At 48.4% G+C, this 16,979-nt stretch carries 13 protein-coding genes; 7 read left to right on the plus strand and 6 right to left on the minus strand.

The genetic code is table 11. From position 1 onward, the window contains the following. Positions 1–63: 63 nt before the first annotated feature. The 6 genes from LJ740_RS03690 to LJ740_RS03710 all read right to left on the minus strand — a co-directional run bounded on the left by LJ740_RS03690 (position 64) and on the right by LJ740_RS03710 (position 9,730). The gene (locus LJ740_RS03690; protein ID WP_229527694.1) at positions 64–1,317 is read right to left on the minus strand and encodes a TolC family protein; all 1,254 of its coding nucleotides are present in this window, start codon (positions 1,315–1,317) and stop codon (positions 64–66) included. Further along, on the minus strand, positions 1,308–2,075 hold the full coding sequence (locus LJ740_RS03695; RefSeq protein ID WP_229527695.1) for an efflux RND transporter periplasmic adaptor subunit: 768 nt from the start codon (positions 2,073–2,075) through the stop codon (positions 1,308–1,310). The genes LJ740_RS03690 and LJ740_RS03695 overlap by 10 nt, the downstream gene beginning before the upstream one ends. Next, positions 2,066–4,138, minus strand: a complete 2,073-nt coding sequence (locus LJ740_RS03700) for a M50 family metallopeptidase (RefSeq protein ID WP_229527696.1) — start codon at positions 4,136–4,138, stop codon at positions 2,066–2,068. The genes LJ740_RS03695 and LJ740_RS03700 overlap by 10 nt, the downstream gene beginning before the upstream one ends. A gap of 3 nt (positions 4,139–4,141) precedes the next feature. Then, complete coding sequence (locus LJ740_RS03705; protein ID WP_229527697.1) at positions 4,142–6,136, minus strand: GAF domain-containing protein; 1,995 nt, start codon at positions 6,134–6,136, stop codon at positions 4,142–4,144. Between the two features lie 204 nt (positions 6,137–6,340). Further along, positions 6,341–6,469, minus strand: a complete 129-nt coding sequence (locus LJ740_RS23055; protein WP_267498129.1) for a hypothetical protein — start codon at positions 6,467–6,469, stop codon at positions 6,341–6,343. Between the two features lie 33 nt (positions 6,470–6,502). After that, a complete protein-coding gene (locus LJ740_RS03710; RefSeq protein WP_229527698.1) occupies positions 6,503–9,730 on the minus strand; it encodes a T-complex 10 C-terminal domain-containing protein in 3,228 nt (1,075 codons plus the stop codon). A gap of 600 nt (positions 9,731–10,330) precedes the next feature. On the opposite strand from LJ740_RS03710, the gene miaB reads away from it, so the two are divergent. The 7 genes from miaB (at position 10,331) to LJ740_RS03745 (ending at position 16,931) form a co-directional block, all read left to right on the plus strand. After that, positions 10,331–11,761 carry a tRNA (N6-isopentenyl adenosine(37)-C2)-methylthiotransferase MiaB gene (gene miaB, locus LJ740_RS03715; protein WP_229527699.1) on the plus strand — a complete coding sequence of 477 codons (1,431 nt, stop codon included), beginning with the start codon at positions 10,331–10,333 and terminating at the stop codon, positions 11,759–11,761. A gap of 14 nt (positions 11,762–11,775) precedes the next feature. Next, a complete protein-coding gene (locus LJ740_RS03720) occupies positions 11,776–12,843 on the plus strand; it encodes a PhoH family protein (protein WP_229527700.1) in 1,068 nt (355 codons plus the stop codon). After that, positions 12,840–13,361, plus strand: coding sequence for an rRNA maturation RNase YbeY (ybeY, locus tag LJ740_RS03725; protein ID WP_229527701.1), 522 nt, complete (start codon positions 12,840–12,842; stop codon positions 13,359–13,361). The genes LJ740_RS03720 and ybeY overlap by 4 nt, the downstream gene beginning before the upstream one ends. A 33-nt stretch (positions 13,362–13,394) precedes the next feature. After that, on the plus strand, positions 13,395–14,276 hold the full coding sequence (locus LJ740_RS03730; RefSeq protein WP_229527702.1) for an HlyC/CorC family transporter: 882 nt from the start codon (positions 13,395–13,397) through the stop codon (positions 14,274–14,276). 46 nt (positions 14,277–14,322) lie between these two features. Beyond that, positions 14,323–15,810: an apolipoprotein N-acyltransferase gene (gene lnt / locus LJ740_RS03735; protein WP_229527703.1), complete on the plus strand. Its 1,488-nt coding sequence runs from the start codon at positions 14,323–14,325 to the stop codon at positions 15,808–15,810. Between the two features lie 86 nt (positions 15,811–15,896). After that, positions 15,897–16,148, plus strand: a complete 252-nt coding sequence (locus LJ740_RS03740; RefSeq protein WP_229527704.1) for a hypothetical protein — start codon at positions 15,897–15,899, stop codon at positions 16,146–16,148. Positions 16,149–16,151: 3 nt separating this feature from the next. Then, the gene (locus LJ740_RS03745) at positions 16,152–16,931 is read left to right on the plus strand and encodes an ion transporter (RefSeq protein ID WP_229527705.1); all 780 of its coding nucleotides are present in this window, start codon (positions 16,152–16,154) and stop codon (positions 16,929–16,931) included. The last annotated feature ends 48 nt before the right edge of the window (positions 16,932–16,979 follow it).

Consider the following 16,979-nt stretch of genomic DNA (forward strand, 5'->3'; position numbering starts at 1 on the left):
AGATAAAGAGGCCCTACTATAGCAAAGCGCAGTAATTCTTGTGCAAATTTAACGGCATTTCGATTAGTTATCTGCGCCTATAGCGAAGCTGAGTTGCGCCTTAGCAATAAAGAAATCCCCCCTGGCCGCCAGTAAATCACTACGGGTACTGGTGAGCAGATCCTGCGCATCCAGGACATCATTTGCTGTACTTAGCTGCTCTTTGTATCGAATCCCCGTCACCCGGAAGTTTTCTTCTGCCTGACTAACAGCCTTTTGCAATACAGTAATGTTTTGTCGCGCTTCCTGCACGGCCAGCCAGGCATTGTGAGTTTCCTGTTGCACCAACTCTTTAGTACGCATGTAGTTTTTGCGGGCGATTTGAACATCATGCAACGCATTACGGTTTTGATTGCGGGTGGAAAAGTTGTCCCACAGGGTCCAGTTCATATTGATGCTGAGTTGAGTGTCGCGGGCTGCGCCAGCAAAATCAAACTGATCTGACAAGTTACTTTGCGTCACTCTGGCCGTTAGTTTCGGCCAATATCCCGAGGCCACACTGTTTTTATTGCGCCTGGCAATATGAACTGCCAAATCTAACTGTTTCAGGTCGGGGCGACTGCGTATCGCTATTTGTAAGCTAGCACCTAATTCCGGCATAAACGCAATATCAGGGTCCGACGATGCCGGTTCAATTTCTACCAGTATGTTTTGGTTTAACAGGATATTTAAGTTAGTCATTGTGCGCCGGGCCGTGTTTGCGGCCACCAATACGCTTTGCTCCCCCCGTGCTACGCGAACATCCGCCTGCAGCAAGTCGTTGCGCCAAATCTTGCCGTTGGCATACAGGTGCTGAGCATTTTCCCGGTGTTGCTGTAACCGCGTCAGGGAGGCTTTTGCTTCCTGAGCCAACGCCTTATTAGTGATAAGTTGGAACCATAGCTGTTTTACAGTAAAAACCAGTTGCTGTTTTTGCCGCACATACCCCAATTCGGCATTCAGTGTCCTTAACTGACTAATTTTCCAGGCCTGCCAGACGGCCGGGTCGTATAACACCTGATTGAGTTCCAGGCGCGCAGAATAATCGGTTAGCAGTGTGTCGTTCTGATTGTCAAACAACGCCTCATTTCTGGCGGCACTTAAACTCAGTTCGGGAAACAGTTGACCATAGGCTGTGCTTTCATCGTTTTGAGCTTTTTGTAACTGCTCCAGCGCAATCTGATAATCGAGGTTTTGTTTGAAGGCTTTCTCTAATATCACCTCCAGCGTTTCCGCATTGGCAATACCAACTGTTAAGCCCAACAGCAGGACACTATTTTTAACGCCCTTTAAAACCACGCTTTTAGCTCCACATAACGTCCAGAGATCAACATAGTTTCCGTGGTATGAATATCCCACACCACTCTTCTGAGGCCACTGGAGGGCTGCAAAAGTGGAAAGAGACGTTTCACGGTGGCTTTACCTATCACCTGCCCTTTAAACAACACTTCTGTCGAGTCTCCCTCTTGTAACAGTTCGGTATATTCGGGCGGTACATCCAGAGACATAGTTAACTGCAGCAACGAGGCGAATTCAATAATTGGATCCCCAGGCTGCGCCCATTCACCTGCCGATATTTTACTATTGGCTACCACACCGTCGTAGGGGGCCAGCAAAACTGCCTGTTGCACCGCCAGTTCCGCCAATTCCAGTTTGGACCGATTTACCGCGACTTTCGCATCGGCGGTTCGCACAGAAAACTCGGCTTCCGTTAATGCGATATCCGACAGAATGTCCTCATTCACCAGGCGGCGGCTTTTTTCCAGAGCATGCTGTGCGGCGGCCAGTTCCGCCTCGGCAGAATGAAACATTGCGCGGGCCTGACTTAACTCCGCCTTGAGTCTGATGTCGTTAATTTGCGCCAGTATTGCCCCGGCTTCAACATAACTGCCATCAGGCGCAATCCAGGTTACCTGCCCCTGTTGCGCTACGGATAATTTCGCCTGTTGCGCTGGCACAACCACCCCGCGCAAATGCACAGATGCCAGATTTTCCGCCCACGCTGACAGTGCAGTGAACAACCCAATAAATATAAAAACACGCCTGATTACAGCCATAAATCCGCTCTAAAAAATTTCCTGATTTTAAACATGAAGTGTTGCCAAAGGGGCAGGTTTTCACCATAAATTTTTGCTTCGCCGCTAACACCGACCGGCAAATAATCCTCAGATTGCCAATCGGTGATCCGCATTCTGACCAGTACTTTTTGCTCCACCCCTGCGGATTTTGCCAGTGCTGAAATCACCTGAACTTCGGCGTTAAACACGCGACTCAGTTGCGCATTCAGACGTACTTTCGCCTTGTGTCCCGGTGACAGATAGGAGACATCCCGCTGATCGACTATCGCGTCGAAATAGCGGCTGTTTTCTGACAGCAGCTTCAGTACTTCTTGTTGTTCAGTAAAATACCGGCCCTGCAATAACTCCGGAGACAGACCTTCAACCTGCCATTGCCCCTGTGGAATTGCGATAGTCAGATCACGCAGCTTTTGGTCAACAGATTGCAGCTTTTCCGTAATAAGGGTAAGTTCAATTGCCAATCGCGCCTGTGTTGAGGATTCATTTTCCAGCATTGCTGCGACTTTTTGCCCCTCTAATTCTGCGCGACGCGCTACCAGATCTTGTTTTTGAATTAACAGTTCTGGTGAGGTCATCACCAGCAAGGGTTCACCCACAGCCTGGGTTAACTGGCGCTGCTCGGTATAATTTATCTGCTCTACCAGGGCATTGGCCGGACTGTATACAATATGAGTGGGCGCCTCTACGATGCCCTCCGAATACAGGGTTAAACGCGGCTGCCACCACACACTTATCACAACAAAGACGAACATGAACAGCAGTGTTCTTACTTTGCTTTTTTTGTCTTGCCATACATAGTGTTTACACCACTGCACCAGTGTCATCATCCAGTTTCCTGTGATGGATTTTAAGAGTCGAAAGACCAGATAAAGAAATCCCAGTATGGCAATGAAGCCAAACTGAGCATACACAAACTGATAACCCAACCAACCAATAAATGACAACATCAGCGTCATGTAAAACACCACTGACGTGCCATAAATCCAATAAACGCGCTTTTCTCTTGGTGTTGGATTAAAGGGTTTTTCTTCATCGCTCCTGAATAGTTTAGTTTTCAGATTCCATGAAAACCAGGCCAATGCATTCTGTCGCAAATTTTGCATTTCCAGCCAATCGGTCAGAATGTAGTAACCGTCAAATTTCAGCAATGGATTGAGATTGATCAGTAGTGAGCTGGCGGTGCCTATCGTCATCAGCACAAAAGCGATGTATCCAACCGGATTATAGATATCCACCAGCAACCAGATAAGGGTGGCGGTCGCGGCTAACAGTAGCTCGACCCATACACCGGCCAGGGCCACCTGGATTTTGTGGGTTTTATTTTCAAACAGCCAGGCGTCATTGACATTGCAGTATAAGCAGGGCTGAAAACACAGTAATAAGAATCCCATCTCATGCACATCTCCGCCGTAATACTTGCAGGTCAGGCCATGGCCGCATTCGTGCAATGCAATCGCACACAAGGCGATAATCCAGATGTAAAACACACCACTGATCTGGGTTTGCAGGTAAACCTGGGTAAAGTCCTGCGCGAATCGCTCTGCATTAAACAGGATAACCAACATCGCCAGAACAATGAATCCGGCCTGAAATTGCAAAGCTCTGGGGGACCACATAAATCGAATTGAATCTATGATGCTGTCAAACCACTTGTTGGGATTAACTAGCTGAAAACGCATCATCAAAATACTGCCTTTAGCCTGCAACAATGATTTTTTGCGCTCATCCCTGATACGCTCTAATAAGGCGACGTTTTCTTCCTGTTTACTGCGTTTCAGGATTTGATAATCCTTACAGGCGTGATACACCGACTCAGCCGTTTCCGTATCGTATTCGTAGCGTTGTGACTCGCGATTGAAGCGCTCCACTATGGCCGTCAAATCATGTACCCCGTCAAATAACCTGATAAGCTCCATTTGTGGTATGCTGAATCGGTAGTACTCCTGTTTATCAGGTTCTTTAACCACAAAACTCACATCGCCCTGCTGCACAAAGCGCCGCACTTTGACTTCGTCTCGCAATGGTGCGGGGATCACGCTCAAAACTTATAACCCCAGGGTAAACACAAAGAAATTGCGCACCCGACGCCAGTAACGCTCTACAACCGAGGTATCCGGTGTATAAATCAACGCCTGTCCGGTCATGCCGGGTAACACCCGATAATCGGCTTCAGTTATCAGTATTTCAGCGACAAAGCCGGTTTTCAGCTCACTGGTATCAACTTCTTCTTCGCCTTCCAAAATAGTGGTAGGCACATCATAGGAGCGCCCCACATGTAAGACTTTGCCGTACACGTATTCACCCGGCCGAGCCCTCAACACCGCGCGAACTTCCTGATGGATTTTGACATCCATAATGTCTTCTTCAGCAACGTGAACTACCAGTCTAAATTTATCCGGATTGGCGATGCGAAAAATCTCTGTGCCGGTCGCAAAATGTCGCCCCTGCAACTCGCCAATATTGGTATTGAGGACTACGCCAGAAATTGGGGCCAGAATCGCGGTATTTGTTAAATCTCGTTGTAGTTTGGTGACTTTCGCCAGCGTAGATTCGCGCTGAATCATGGCATTTGACAAAGCAAAACTGTCTTTTTCAGCCCGGGCCTCGACAATCTGTCGCTCCGCGATAGCCAGTTGCGCCTGGGCTTCAATCAATGCCAGCCTCACAGCGGTGGTGTCTAATTCGGCAACAACATCTCCGGCTGCGACTGGTTGCCCTTCCTGCACCAGGATACGGCTAATTCGGCCATCTACCGGGGTAAATATTCCCTGCCCCAGTTGCGTTTCAACGGTGGTGGGTGCTGCCACCCACCGCAAAACGGGTAAAAAGTGAAAACTCAGTAACAGGGTGACGACTGTGCCCATTACAATCGCGGCACGTTTGCCTTTACTTTTAAACCATTTAAGGCCACTTTCTTTCAGGCCGGACAGGGATTTTCGTTTGGTGATGCTTTTAAATAAACTGGCGTTGCGCAACGCCACAGTGGCTTGCGAAGCCATAATGTGCAGCAAATCGCCTTTACCGGCATTGGCAAAATTGGCAATATTGCTTTCAAACCACAACACCCCCAATACGCCCTCTTCATCGCGCAGCGCCACGGTCCACAGGCTTTTAACATCATATTGATTCAGGTATTTGACCCAGTCATTGATTTTGCCTTTTTGACTGTGGAGGTACCGCTCCCGCTCGGCGACATACACTGAACGTTGCAGGTTTTGTACCTGCTTCATCAGCGCCAGCATGGCCAGTTGCCTGGGCGCTTTGAGATCCACCTTCTGACCACCGGAAATTACATTTAGGCTCAATTCGCCGTCGTCATCCACCAGGGCAATGGCTCCGTAAGCGATATCCACCAGCTCATTGGTTCTGTTCACTACCAGATTAAGTACCTGATCAACATCCAGGGTTGAAACTACTTCGTTGGAAATGCTCATCAGGGCGTTCATTTCTTTTACCTTGCTTTCCATTTCCATCAGGCGTGCATTTTTCATGGAAATCGCGGCACTGATGGCAAGGTCTTTAACTAATTCACAATCGTGGGTATCGAACTGCCCGTCGACACCGTGTTTTTTATTCACGATTTGAATGGCTCCATAAGCTTCATCATCAATGATCAAGGGAACGCAAATCATAGAGCGGGTAACAAATCCGGTTTTTTGATCAACAGTTTGGGTGAACTCTTTGCTTTTGGCACAATTGAGAATGATTTTGGATTTTTGTGTTTCAATAACGGTTCCGACAATGCCCAAACCAAAATCTAACTTTAAGCCAATCACTTCATCTTTAACCGGCCCTTCAGCCAGGTGACAGACATTTTTTTTAATGTTTTCGTCTTTGATCCACAGGGAGCCTGCTTCTGCATCCAGGGCATTGAGAATACGATCAAACACAATTTGCATCAGGTGTTTGACCCCATGAGCCTGTCCGATGAACTCGTGAGTCAATTTCCGGGACGTGGAAAGTATTTTAATTTTTCGTTTTAATTCGCCGACTTCTTTGCTGGCTGTGTTTGCAGTTTGCCTTACAGTCCGGTTCACCATCAATAGTTCCCGTCACACCTCTTCTGTTATCGCCGTTTAAGTATAGAACGATATAACCATAAAAAGACTAATAAAATAGTATTAGTTTCCTTTTGTTCGCTGAGATTACGCAAAGTCTGTGTTTTGATTGCAGACAATGACCAACATCCCGGTAGCTGAAACAAAAAAGGCGGGCAATGTGCCCGCCCCGAAACCCAACAAATATTAGTTAGAGCGTGCTCTGGCTTTTGCTGTCTGCGCTTTGGCAGCCAATTTATAGCCTTGCACTTTCGCACCTGCAACGGCGGCGAGGGCTCTTTGCTTTACACGGTCAGCTTTAGTTACTGTTGCCATAATTATATTCTCCGATAGTTAATAATTTGCCGGTTAAGGCGTTTCATCAAGGTCAAAAACTAAGGTGACAGTACCATCACCGTTATCTATTACTTCTGCTAAAGGCCAGCTTTGAATGATGTAATTACCATCCGCATCAGGACCCGTTGCTTCCGGTGGAATACCACCTTCCCATTCACCTACCATCTCACCAGAGATAACAAAGGTGCTACTGGCAAGGTCTACATCGCCCATGTCAATCGGCAGGGTCCAACTGGTTGGGCCGTCCGCATCGTAGTCAAGTCCCCACTCAGCCGGATCACTCCCTCCTTCGAACAATGGCAAGATAAACTCATTGACATAGCCATTGGGGTCCGGAGGTACAGTTCCGTGTATTCCGCCGTCATCCATAGGTTCACCATCCCCGCCCTCTTCCGGGTAGGGTGCTTCTCCGGCATCCCAGGTTTCTGATGTTCCATCCGGATAAATGACACTGCCAGAGCCATCACTGTTCATCGTCCAGACAGTACCATCAGCATCGGTATGAGTACCCGAGCCATCGGCATTCCAGTTACCATAACTACCGTCGGCATTGCTGTAACCGCCCGACCCGTCAGCATTAAAATAACCACTGCTTCCGTCAGCTGAGGTCCAGCTACCGGAACCATCTGCGCTCCATTGACAACTGTTACCCTGACCGTCATCGAAGCTACCGCCACCCTGACCATCCCAGGTTTCCGTGCCGCCATCAGCGTAGTTGATACTACCTGAGCCATCGGCATTCCAGGTTTCCACCGTACCATCGGCATAGGTTACTGTTCCTGAGCCATCTTCGTTGAATTGCTCATCCACCACTTCGCCGTGGTCTTCCATTTCACTGCCGGGCTCCATCCATTCGTCATCACCATCATCTTCCGGTCCACCAGGCTCATGACCGCCGCTGGTCGTGCCGTCACTGCCCCAGGATTCAGTTGTACCATCAGGATAGGTGATACTGCCTGAGCCATCGGCGTTTTGTTGGTACACGGTGCCATCACTCTCTGTATGGGTATAAGACCCATCAGAAGCATAGCTACCATGACTGCCGTCACTGTTGGTATAACCTCCGGAGCCATCGGCGTTGCAGTAGCCACTGCTACCGTCGGATGCTGTCCAGGAGCCAGAGCCATCGGCACTCCAGGTATAGGAATTGCCTTGTCCGTCATCCCAGGTTCCGCCGCCCTGACCATCCCAGGTTTCTGTAGAACCATCGGGGAACACCATGCTACCGGAGCCATCAGGATTGAAAGTCTCAATAGCACCATCGGCATAAGTTAATACGGTTGTGCCATCGTCAAGCACCTGCTCGTCTACCACATCAGGATTTGGGTGAGAGCCATCATCACCATGCTCACCTGCGGTACCATCATGGCCGCCTTCTCCGGCAGTGCCGTCATATTCACCACCAGAGCCACTACCCTGGGTTTGATCACCGCTTTCTCCTACCGGATTACCCTGCGAGTCCCACGCGTCAACAGTACCATCAGGATAGGTCACTGAGCCGGAACCATCGGCATTGTACTGGTAAGAAGTCCCATCGGCTTCGACGTGATTTCCGGAACCGTCCGCATTCCAGTTGCCATAGCTACCGTCTGAATTTGAGTAGCCACCAGAACCATCAGCATTGTAGTAACCACTGCTGCCATCCGAAGACGTCCAACTTCCGGCACCGTCAGCACTCCACTGACAGGTATTCCCCTGGCCATCATCCCAGGTACCTCCGCCCAGACCATCCCAGGTTTCGCTGGAGCCATCGGGGTAAACCATGCTACCTGAGCCATCTTCATTCCAGGTTTCAACTGTGCCATCCGGATGCGTTACCGTTCCGGATTCGCCAGTTTCACCGCCACCTTCAGGATACTCACCACCGTCTTGCGGTTGCTCTCCACCTGCTGGTTCACCTACCGGATTACCTTGAGAATCCCACTCATCCACGGAACCATCGGGATAGGTAATGCTGCCAGAACCATCGGCATTTTGTTGGTAACTGGTGCCATCTGCTTCAGTATGGCTGTATGAACCATCGGCACCATAATTACCGTAACTGCCATCAGAATTAGAATAACCACCGGAACCATCAGCATTGTGATAACCGCTGCTGCCATCAGCTGAAGTCCAGGAGCCTGAGCCGTCAGCCGCCCAGGTTGATGAATTACCCTGACCATCGTCCCAGCTACCGCCGCCCTGACCATCCCAGGACTCAGAAGAGCCGTCCGCGTATTCTACGCCACCTGAACCGTCGGCGTTCCAGGTGTAGGCTGTCCCATCTGCTTCAGTGTGATTGCCGGAACCATCAGCATTGTAGGATCCGGAACTGCCATCGGCATTGGTGTAGCCGCCTGAGCCATCGGCATTGTAATAACCACTGCTGCCATCTGCAGATGACCAGCTACCCGAGCCATCGGCACTCCACTGACTGGTATTGCCCTGACCATCATCCCAGCTACCACCACCCTGGCCATCCCAGGTTTCGGTGGCACCATCGGGATACACTGTGCTACCTGAACCATCTTCATTCCAGGTTTCCACTGTGCCATCCGGATGAGTAACCGTACCACTTTCGCTGCCTTCCTGCGGTTGCTCCGCACCGCCATCATGGGGCGGCTCTTCACCACCACCGTCGGGGCTCTCTCCTACCGGATTACCCTGAGCATCCCAGGCTTCTGATGTGCCGTCAGGATAGGTAATTGAACCTGAACCGTCGGCGTTACCCTGATACGTAGTGCCGTCTGCTTCGGTATGGCTGTAGGAGCCATCCGCACTGTAAGCGCCATAACTACCATCAGAATTAGAATAGCCACCGGAACCATCAGCGTTGTGATAGCCACTACTGCCATCCGCAGATGACCAACTACCCGAGCCATCGGCACTCCACTGACTGGTATTGCCTTGTCCATCATCCCAGCTACCACCACCCTGGCCATCCCAGGTTTCAGTGGCACCATCAGGATATACAACGCTACCTGAGCCATCGTCATTGTAGGTTTCAACGGTGCCATCAGGATGAGTAACTGTATTACCACCGCTTTCATCACCGGGGGGCGGTCCGCCTTCTTCACCGCCTGGGGGATGTTCTTCGCCACCGGAATGGGGGCCCCCTTCATCGCCAGGTGGTGGTGCATCATTAGATTCAATACCCAGATCACCAACTAAACCACCGATACCACCCGGGGCGATACGGTCTTCCAGTTTTTCAATTTTTGATTCAACTTTTTGCTTTTTGGGGCCTTTGTCGTCTGTCATTACTAATTGCTCCTCAGACAGGGTTCTGTACGAAACTACACAAGTTTCCCGAAGGACTGGGTCATGCTATCAGTCGCTGAAAATTCCTTTGACACCGGGACAGAGCCATCAAACAGCCTGGTTAAATCGCAACCTTGATTGGCGTATATTTACCTTTGCGGGGTAGATTTTTTGCAAAGGTTAAAACACGCTTTTATCTGCTCTGCAATAATTCCAAATTTAGAACAGATATCGAACATTTCAACTGCACATTTAAAGTTCTTTGGTGGTTTTGGGAATTACTTCACACTATCAATAACTGAGTATGTAAAAATATACCCGGGCTTTCACTTCCAGGATACAAAGCCAGGATCGCTGAATATTTTGTTGCCAAATCAGCAAATAGACGGGCTATCCAATCGAAGGATCTCAACCCGCTGACCCTCGCGTAGACTTAAATGGCGGTATACCCATTGCATTGAATATTCAACGGGATGAGCATTGTTATTAAATATCTGGAAACTGACGTCAATAGGCTATAAAATACGCGCCCTTTTTTCGGGTATACTTGCCCCAAAAGAGCGAATTTTTCGAACAAGTTTAAGAATTGAGCAAGAGTGCATGAGTAAAAAGCTGTTTATCAAAACATGGGGCTGCCAAATGAACGAATATGATTCGGAAAAAATGGCTGACTTACTGGATAGCACCCATGGTTATTCCCTTGCTGAAGAAGCAGAGGACGCTGACGTCATTTTGCTGAATACCTGTTCGATTCGCGAAAAAGCGCAGGAAAAGGTATTTCATCAGTTGGGCCGCTGGAAAAACCTTAAGACCAAAAAGCCGGAACTGGTTATCGGTGTTGGTGGCTGTGTAGCTTCTCAGGAAGGCGATGCCATTCGCCAACGCGCGCCTTATGTAGACATTGTCTTTGGTCCACAAACCTTGCACCGTTTACCGGAAATGATTTCGCAAATTCAGGCCGGTGAAAAAGCCGTGGTTGACATCAGCTTTCCTGAAATAGAAAAGTTTGACCGGTTACCTGAACCACGGGCTGAAGGCCCTACGGCGTTTGTTTCCATCATGGAAGGCTGCTCAAAGTATTGCAGTTTCTGCGTTGTACCCTATACCCGCGGCGAAGAGGTTTCACGCCCGGTCGACGATGTAATTTTTGAAATTGCGCAACTGGCCGAGCAAGGCGTGCGTGAAGTCAATTTGTTAGGACAAAACGTGAATGCCTTTCGCGGTGAACATTACGATGGCAGCATTTGCCGGTTTGCCGAATTACTGCATTTAGTGGCTGCTATCGATGGAATCGACCGTATCCGCTACACCACGTCGCATCCGGTGGAGTTTACAGACGACATCATTGATGCTTACGAAACTATCCCGGAATTAGTGGATCATCTGCATTTGCCGGTACAAAGCGGTTCAGATCACATCCTCGCAATGATGAAGCGCGGCCATACGGCCATTGAATACAAATCTAAAATCAGACGTCTTAAGAAAATCCGTCCTAATCTGAGTATGTCATCAGATTTTATCATCGGATTTCCTGGCGAAAGTGACAAAGATTTTGAAGATACTATGAACCTGATTCAGGCCATTGATTTTGATTTGAGTTTCAGTTTTATCTACAGTGCCAGACCGGGTACACCGGCAGCCGACGTACCAGATGACGTCAGTGAAGAAGTGAAAAAACAGCGTTTGCACTTGTTACAACAACGCATCAGCCAACAGGCACAACGCATCGCCAGAAATATGGTGGGCACGGTACAGCGGGTATTAGTCGAAGGCCCCTCTAAAAAGAACATCATGGAGCTCTCAGGTCGTACCGAAAACAACCGGGTAGTTAACTTCGAAGGAACACCGGATATGGTGGGCAAATTTGTTGATATCGATATCACCGACGTCTTCGCAAACTCGTTACGCGGCAACGTTATCCGCACTGAAAATCAAATGAACCTGAGAATTGCCACTACGCCCGAAAGTATCCTGGAAACTCGACAGGATAAGACAGACAATCTGGGTGTTACCCAATTTCAACCACATTAATCACAGATAAGCCATTGAGTAGTTCATTACTAGTTACTAAAAGTATTACCCTGGAGCCCATAGACAACCGACGTTTGTCCAGTTTATGTGGCCCTTTTGATGACAACATCAAACAAATTGAAAAGCGCCTGGGCGTGGAAATCAGCTACAACAACACCAGTTTTAAAGTCGTTGGAAAAGACAGCATTGTAGAAGCCACTCTGACGCTGCTGAAAAATTTGTACGTCGAAACCCAACCTGTCAAAGGCGAGTTGCCGGAGATAGAGCCTGAGCAGGTGCACCTCGCCATTCAGGCCTGCGGCATCATGGAACAAAAAAGCGATGCCGGCTGGGGTAAAGAAGTTCATATTAAAACCAAACGTGGCGTTATAAAACCGCGCAATCCCAATCAGTCACAATACCTGATGAACGTATTTCAACACGACATCACTTTTGGTATTGGTCCGGCCGGTACAGGTAAAACCTATCTTGCGGTGGCTTGTGCAGTTGAAGCCCTGGAAAGACAAGAAGTGCGCCGCATATTGCTGACACGTCCGGCGGTTGAAGCGGGAGAAAAGCTGGGATTTTTACCCGGGGATCTGTCACAGAAAGTGGACCCCTATTTACGCCCCTTATACGACGCCTTGTTTGAAATGCTGGGTTTTGAAAAAGTCGAAAAGTTAATTGAACGCAATGTCATAGAAGTGGCACCACTGGCCTACATGCGCGGCCGCACGCTCAACGATGCGTTTATCATTTTGGATGAAAGCCAAAACACCACCGTAGAGCAAATGAAAATGTTTTTGACCCGTATCGGGTTCAATTCCAAAGCCGTGGTTACCGGAGACATTACTCAAATCGACCTGCCCCGCGGCGTGCGCTCCGGCTTGCGCCATGCTATCGAAGTGCTTAAAGAAGTCGACGACATTTCGCTAAACTTCTTCACGGCCAGCGACGTGGTGCGTCACCCGGTAGTGGCCAGAATTGTGCAGGCCTATGACAAATTCGAGCAGGAAGAAGCGCGGATACAAAAAGAAAAGAAAGAATTGGCCAGGCTGGAACGCCTGAATTCGGTGGATAATCAAACAGGCGAACAGTCATGACCGCAAACGCGGATAACGGCCGGTTGAGCACAGAGATTGATATTCAGCTGGCCACCACCCCCCCCCTGTCTGAAGATATCATTAGTCAATTTGAATCCTGGGTTAACCGGGCCCTGGCAGCCGTGCCAGCCCAAATACTCGCCGACTTTCCAGCCGGTGAAGCACTGGAAATCACCATTCGGGTGGTGGATGAAACGGAAAGCCAGGAACTAAACAGTGCTTACAGAGGCAAAGACAAACCCACCAATGTATTGTCCTTTCCATTTGAACAACCTCCGGGATTAAATTTGCCGCTTCTGGGGGATTTAGTGGTATGTCAGTCGGTCGTCGCAACAGAGGCCGAACAACAAAATAAAACCTTAGCCGCCCATTGGGCACATATGTTGGTGCATGGCACCTTGCATTTATTGGGCTATGACCATATAAACGACGAAGAGGCGGAACAGATGGAAAGCCTTGAAGTTCAAATTTTAAACAGTTTAGGTATTGACGACCCCTATATTGATCATGAATTATAGGGCGCTTGCCAACAAAGGAATTATGTCAAACTCATGAGTAACGACGACAACCCACACTCTACGAACGGTTCTTCTGGTAAGAGTTGGTTAGAAAAAATCATTCAAACCTTCACAGGAGAGCCCAAAAGTCGGGAAGAACTGGTTGAAGTTATCAACGAAGCTGAATTGCAGGAAGTGATCGATCCGGGTACCCGGGAAATGATACACGGTGTCCTGGAGGTGGCGGAAATGCGTGTCAGGGATATTATGATCCCAAGAGCGCAAATGGTCACTATTGATATCAACCAGACAGTGTCTGAATTCTTACCTCTAGTGCTGGAAACCGCCCACTCGCGCTTTCCGGTAGTGTCAGAAAACAAAGATCATGTAGAAGGTATTCTGTTAGCAAAAGACCTGCTCAAATATGCCTTCGGCGAAGTACAACAGTTCGAACTTAAAGATATTCTGCGTCCGGTGGTTATCGTGCCGGAAAGCAAACGGGTGGATGTCCTGTTGCGCGAGTTTCGTCAGCATCGCTATCATATGGCCATTGTCATCGATGAATATGGCGGCGTATCTGGCCTGGTTACCATTGAAGATATTCTGGAACTCATTGTCGGTGAAATCGAAGATGAACACGATGCTGACGATGAAGAGACCGAAGACATCAAAGCTCTGAATACCTATACGTATTCAGTAAAAGCATTGACCGCTGTTGATGACTTTAACCGCTATTTTAATACTGAATTTGACGAAGAACAGGCCGATACTATCGGTGGCATCGTACTCAATAGTTTTGGTCACATGCCTTCCAAAGATGAATCCATCGTGATCAATGATATTGAATTTAAGGTGAATAACGCTGACGGCAGACGACTCATTCAACTCAAGGTCACCCTGCCCAGAGTACCAGCGAACCATCTCGCCAGTGCTTAAACAACATTCATTTCACTATCTTCTGATCCTTTTATCGGGCATAGCAATGACCTTTGCTTATGCCCCGTTTTCACTGTGGTTTATCCCCTTCATCAGCCTACCGCTGATTTTCTTTTTGCATTTCAGGTACGCATTATCAGGCTTTAAATCGGGCTTTTTCTTTGGTTTAGGCTGGTTTGGTGCGGGGATCAGTTGGGTACATGTCAGTATTGCCAACTTTGGAGGCTTGCCCCTCTTAGGTTCGCTGGCCCTTATGGCACTGTTGGTAGCCTACCTGTCGCTCTTTCCGGCCGGGGCATTGTGGCTGTCGCAAAAATTTAGCCCGACGAAATATCAGATTTTAGTGATCACCGCGTGTTGGTTCCTGTTTGAGTGGTTGCGCAGTTGGTTTTTAACCGGGTTTCCCTGGCTCTCATTGGGTTATACCCAATCCACCAGTCCACTGGCTGGCTGGTACCCGGTCATCGGGGAAACCGGAGTCAGTGCTCTGCTGTTAGTTACCGGGTGCCTGCTTGGTAAGTTAGTCGCTCCATCTCACCAGACTAAGCAACAAAAAGCCAAACCCATTGCCGTCAGTCTGCTGTTTCTGACCCTGAGTACGTTGCTGGCGTCTTCGTTTACATTCACAGAAAAACAGCCCGAGGTGGTCAATATCGCCATGGCTCAGGGCAACATTAAACAAGAGCTTCGTTGGGTACCCGAACAGGACGAACCAACGATGCAAAAGTACCTGGCGCTCAGTGAAAACCTGTGGCACAACGATGTAATTTTATGGCCAGAGGCCGCTATTCCGAAACTGGAACCCCTTGCAACCCGATATTTACAGGAACTAGACCAGCTCGCCTTTGAAACCAATACCGGCTTGATCACCGGTATTGTGAATTACAATTTTGAAACCTATGAAGCGTTCAATAACCTGATTGTACTGGGCAAAGCGGCACAAGACGCAACCGGCCCTGAATACCAGTACTTTCATCAGAACCGTTACAGTAAACATCATCTGTTACCGGTTGGTGAATTTATCCCGATGGAAGACTGGCTGCGCGGACTCGCTCCCATCTTTGATTTGCCCATGTCATCTTTTAGTCGCGGTGCTTATGAACAACCCAATCTGCTGGTCAATGGCCACCATTTTGTGGCAGCGATATGTTTTGAAATTGCTTTCCCCAGACAAATCCAGGCGAACCTGAGACAAAAATCAGATTTTCTACTAACCGTAAGCAACGATGCCTGGTTTGGTGACTCCCATGGCCCGGCACAACATCTGGAAATCGCCCAGGTGCGTGCCGCCGAATTTGGCCTGCCCCTTATTCGTGCCACCAATAATGGTATAACAGCATATGTTGATCATCACGGCAAAGTGATCGCTCAGGCTCCACAATTTAGCAGCGCCACCTTAGAGGTAGCATTGCATAAAGTATCCGGCATGACAGCGTATCGCTATTGGGGCGACATGCCATTGTGGTTATTCACAATAGTGACCCTGGGCTTTGCCACTATAGCCACTAAAAGACAGCGCCGGACACACAGTTAAAGCTTTGTGTTGATTTTAAACTTTTGATTTGAAAAGATTATTGATTCATCCCCCTGCTCTGTGTTTTTGCCCATAGGAGATCAGCCATGAACTACGAAAGACTGCGAGCAAGTAAACAAGGGATCTGGTTCGCCGTTGATCTACTGATGATGGCGCTGTTAGTGGTCAATCTCATATTGTTGATTTTTGATTCCTTATACGCCACCTCTGCTGTGTTTGATTTTCTGCAGCAAAGTGCCCCTGCGGTGATTGCGCTTTATGCGCCAATTCACGCCAACTTTTTGTTCCTCGACTTGTGTTTTATTGCCGTGTTTCTGAGTGAGTTTATGGTGCGCTGAGCAGTGGCGATCAAGCACAAAGAATATATGCGCTGGTACTTTTTCCCCTTTATTCACTGGTATGACTTAGTCGGTTGTATTCCTGTCGAGTCAGCGCGGATTTTTCGCTTTTTGCGCATCATCTCGGTGCTGTATCGCCTGCACAAGTATCAGATCATAGACTTCAGAAGCTGGGCGTTTTTCCGTTTTATCAAGTTTTATTATAACGTGCTGATTGAAGAGCTGAGTGACCGTATCGTGGTTAAAATACTCACTGATGCCCAGGACGAGATTGCCAAAGGTTCCAGCTTATTGGATGAAATTGCGGATAACATTATCAGCCCCCGAAAGACGGTGGTCACGCAATGGGTATCCTCACTGGCACAACACCTTGGCACCTCCATCAGCCATCCGGAGCAAGGCGAAGTTATCAGAAAGCACATTATCAATAGCGTCGCCAAAGCAGTTCGACAGGACGACCAAATTGCGATGTTAAATCTGGTACCGGTACTGGGTGGCAACATTGAAAAGCGGTTACAAAATACCGTCTCAAATGTGGTGATTCAGTCGATCACTAATATGCTGGAAGATCTGGATAACGACACAGTGGCAGATATCTTCGACAAGGGCTTTAATCACCTCACCAGCGACGAAAAACAGGTGAATAATGAAATCCTTAAACTGATAATTGAAGTGCTGGAAGTGGTGAAAGCGCATATTTCCCAAAAGCGCTGGCAGGAGCATCTGGAAGAGCGGGATCAACAAAGAAAAGAAGCGCTTTCAGAATCCAATACACTGTTCTGACAACTATGGCTATACTACAAATAATTGTTTTAAATTCTACACTTAAGT

The sequence above is a fragment of the Planctobacterium marinum genome, assembly GCF_020687805.1.
Taxonomy (GTDB): Bacteria; Pseudomonadota; Gammaproteobacteria; order Enterobacterales; family Alteromonadaceae; genus Planctobacterium; species Planctobacterium marinum.

Bases quoted from the DNA above. Each gene is read 5' to 3' on its own strand.
- LJ740_RS03695 (WP_229527695.1), bottom strand. From the start codon at position 2,075: ATGGCTGTAATCAGGCGTGTTTTTATATTTATTGGGTTGTTCACTGCA.
- LJ740_RS03705 (WP_229527697.1), bottom strand. From the start codon at position 6,136: ATGGTGAACCGGACTGTAAGGCAAACTGCAAACACAGCCAGCAAAGAA.
- LJ740_RS23055 (WP_267498129.1), bottom strand. From the start codon at position 6,469: ATGGCAACAGTAACTAAAGCTGACCGTGTAAAGCAAAGAGCCCTCGCC.
- LJ740_RS03710 (WP_229527698.1), bottom strand. From the start codon at position 9,730: ATGACAGACGACAAAGGCCCCAAAAAGCAAAAAGTTGAATCAAAAATT.
- miaB (WP_229527699.1), top strand. From the start codon at position 10,331: ATGAGTAAAAAGCTGTTTATCAAAACATGGGGCTGCCAAATGAACGAA.
- ybeY (WP_229527701.1), top strand. From the start codon at position 12,840: ATGACCGCAAACGCGGATAACGGCCGGTTGAGCACAGAGATTGATATT.
- LJ740_RS03730 (WP_229527702.1), top strand. From the start codon at position 13,395: ATGAGTAACGACGACAACCCACACTCTACGAACGGTTCTTCTGGTAAG.
- lnt (WP_229527703.1), top strand. From the start codon at position 14,323: ATGACCTTTGCTTATGCCCCGTTTTCACTGTGGTTTATCCCCTTCATC.
- LJ740_RS03740 (WP_229527704.1), top strand. From the start codon at position 15,897: ATGAACTACGAAAGACTGCGAGCAAGTAAACAAGGGATCTGGTTCGCC.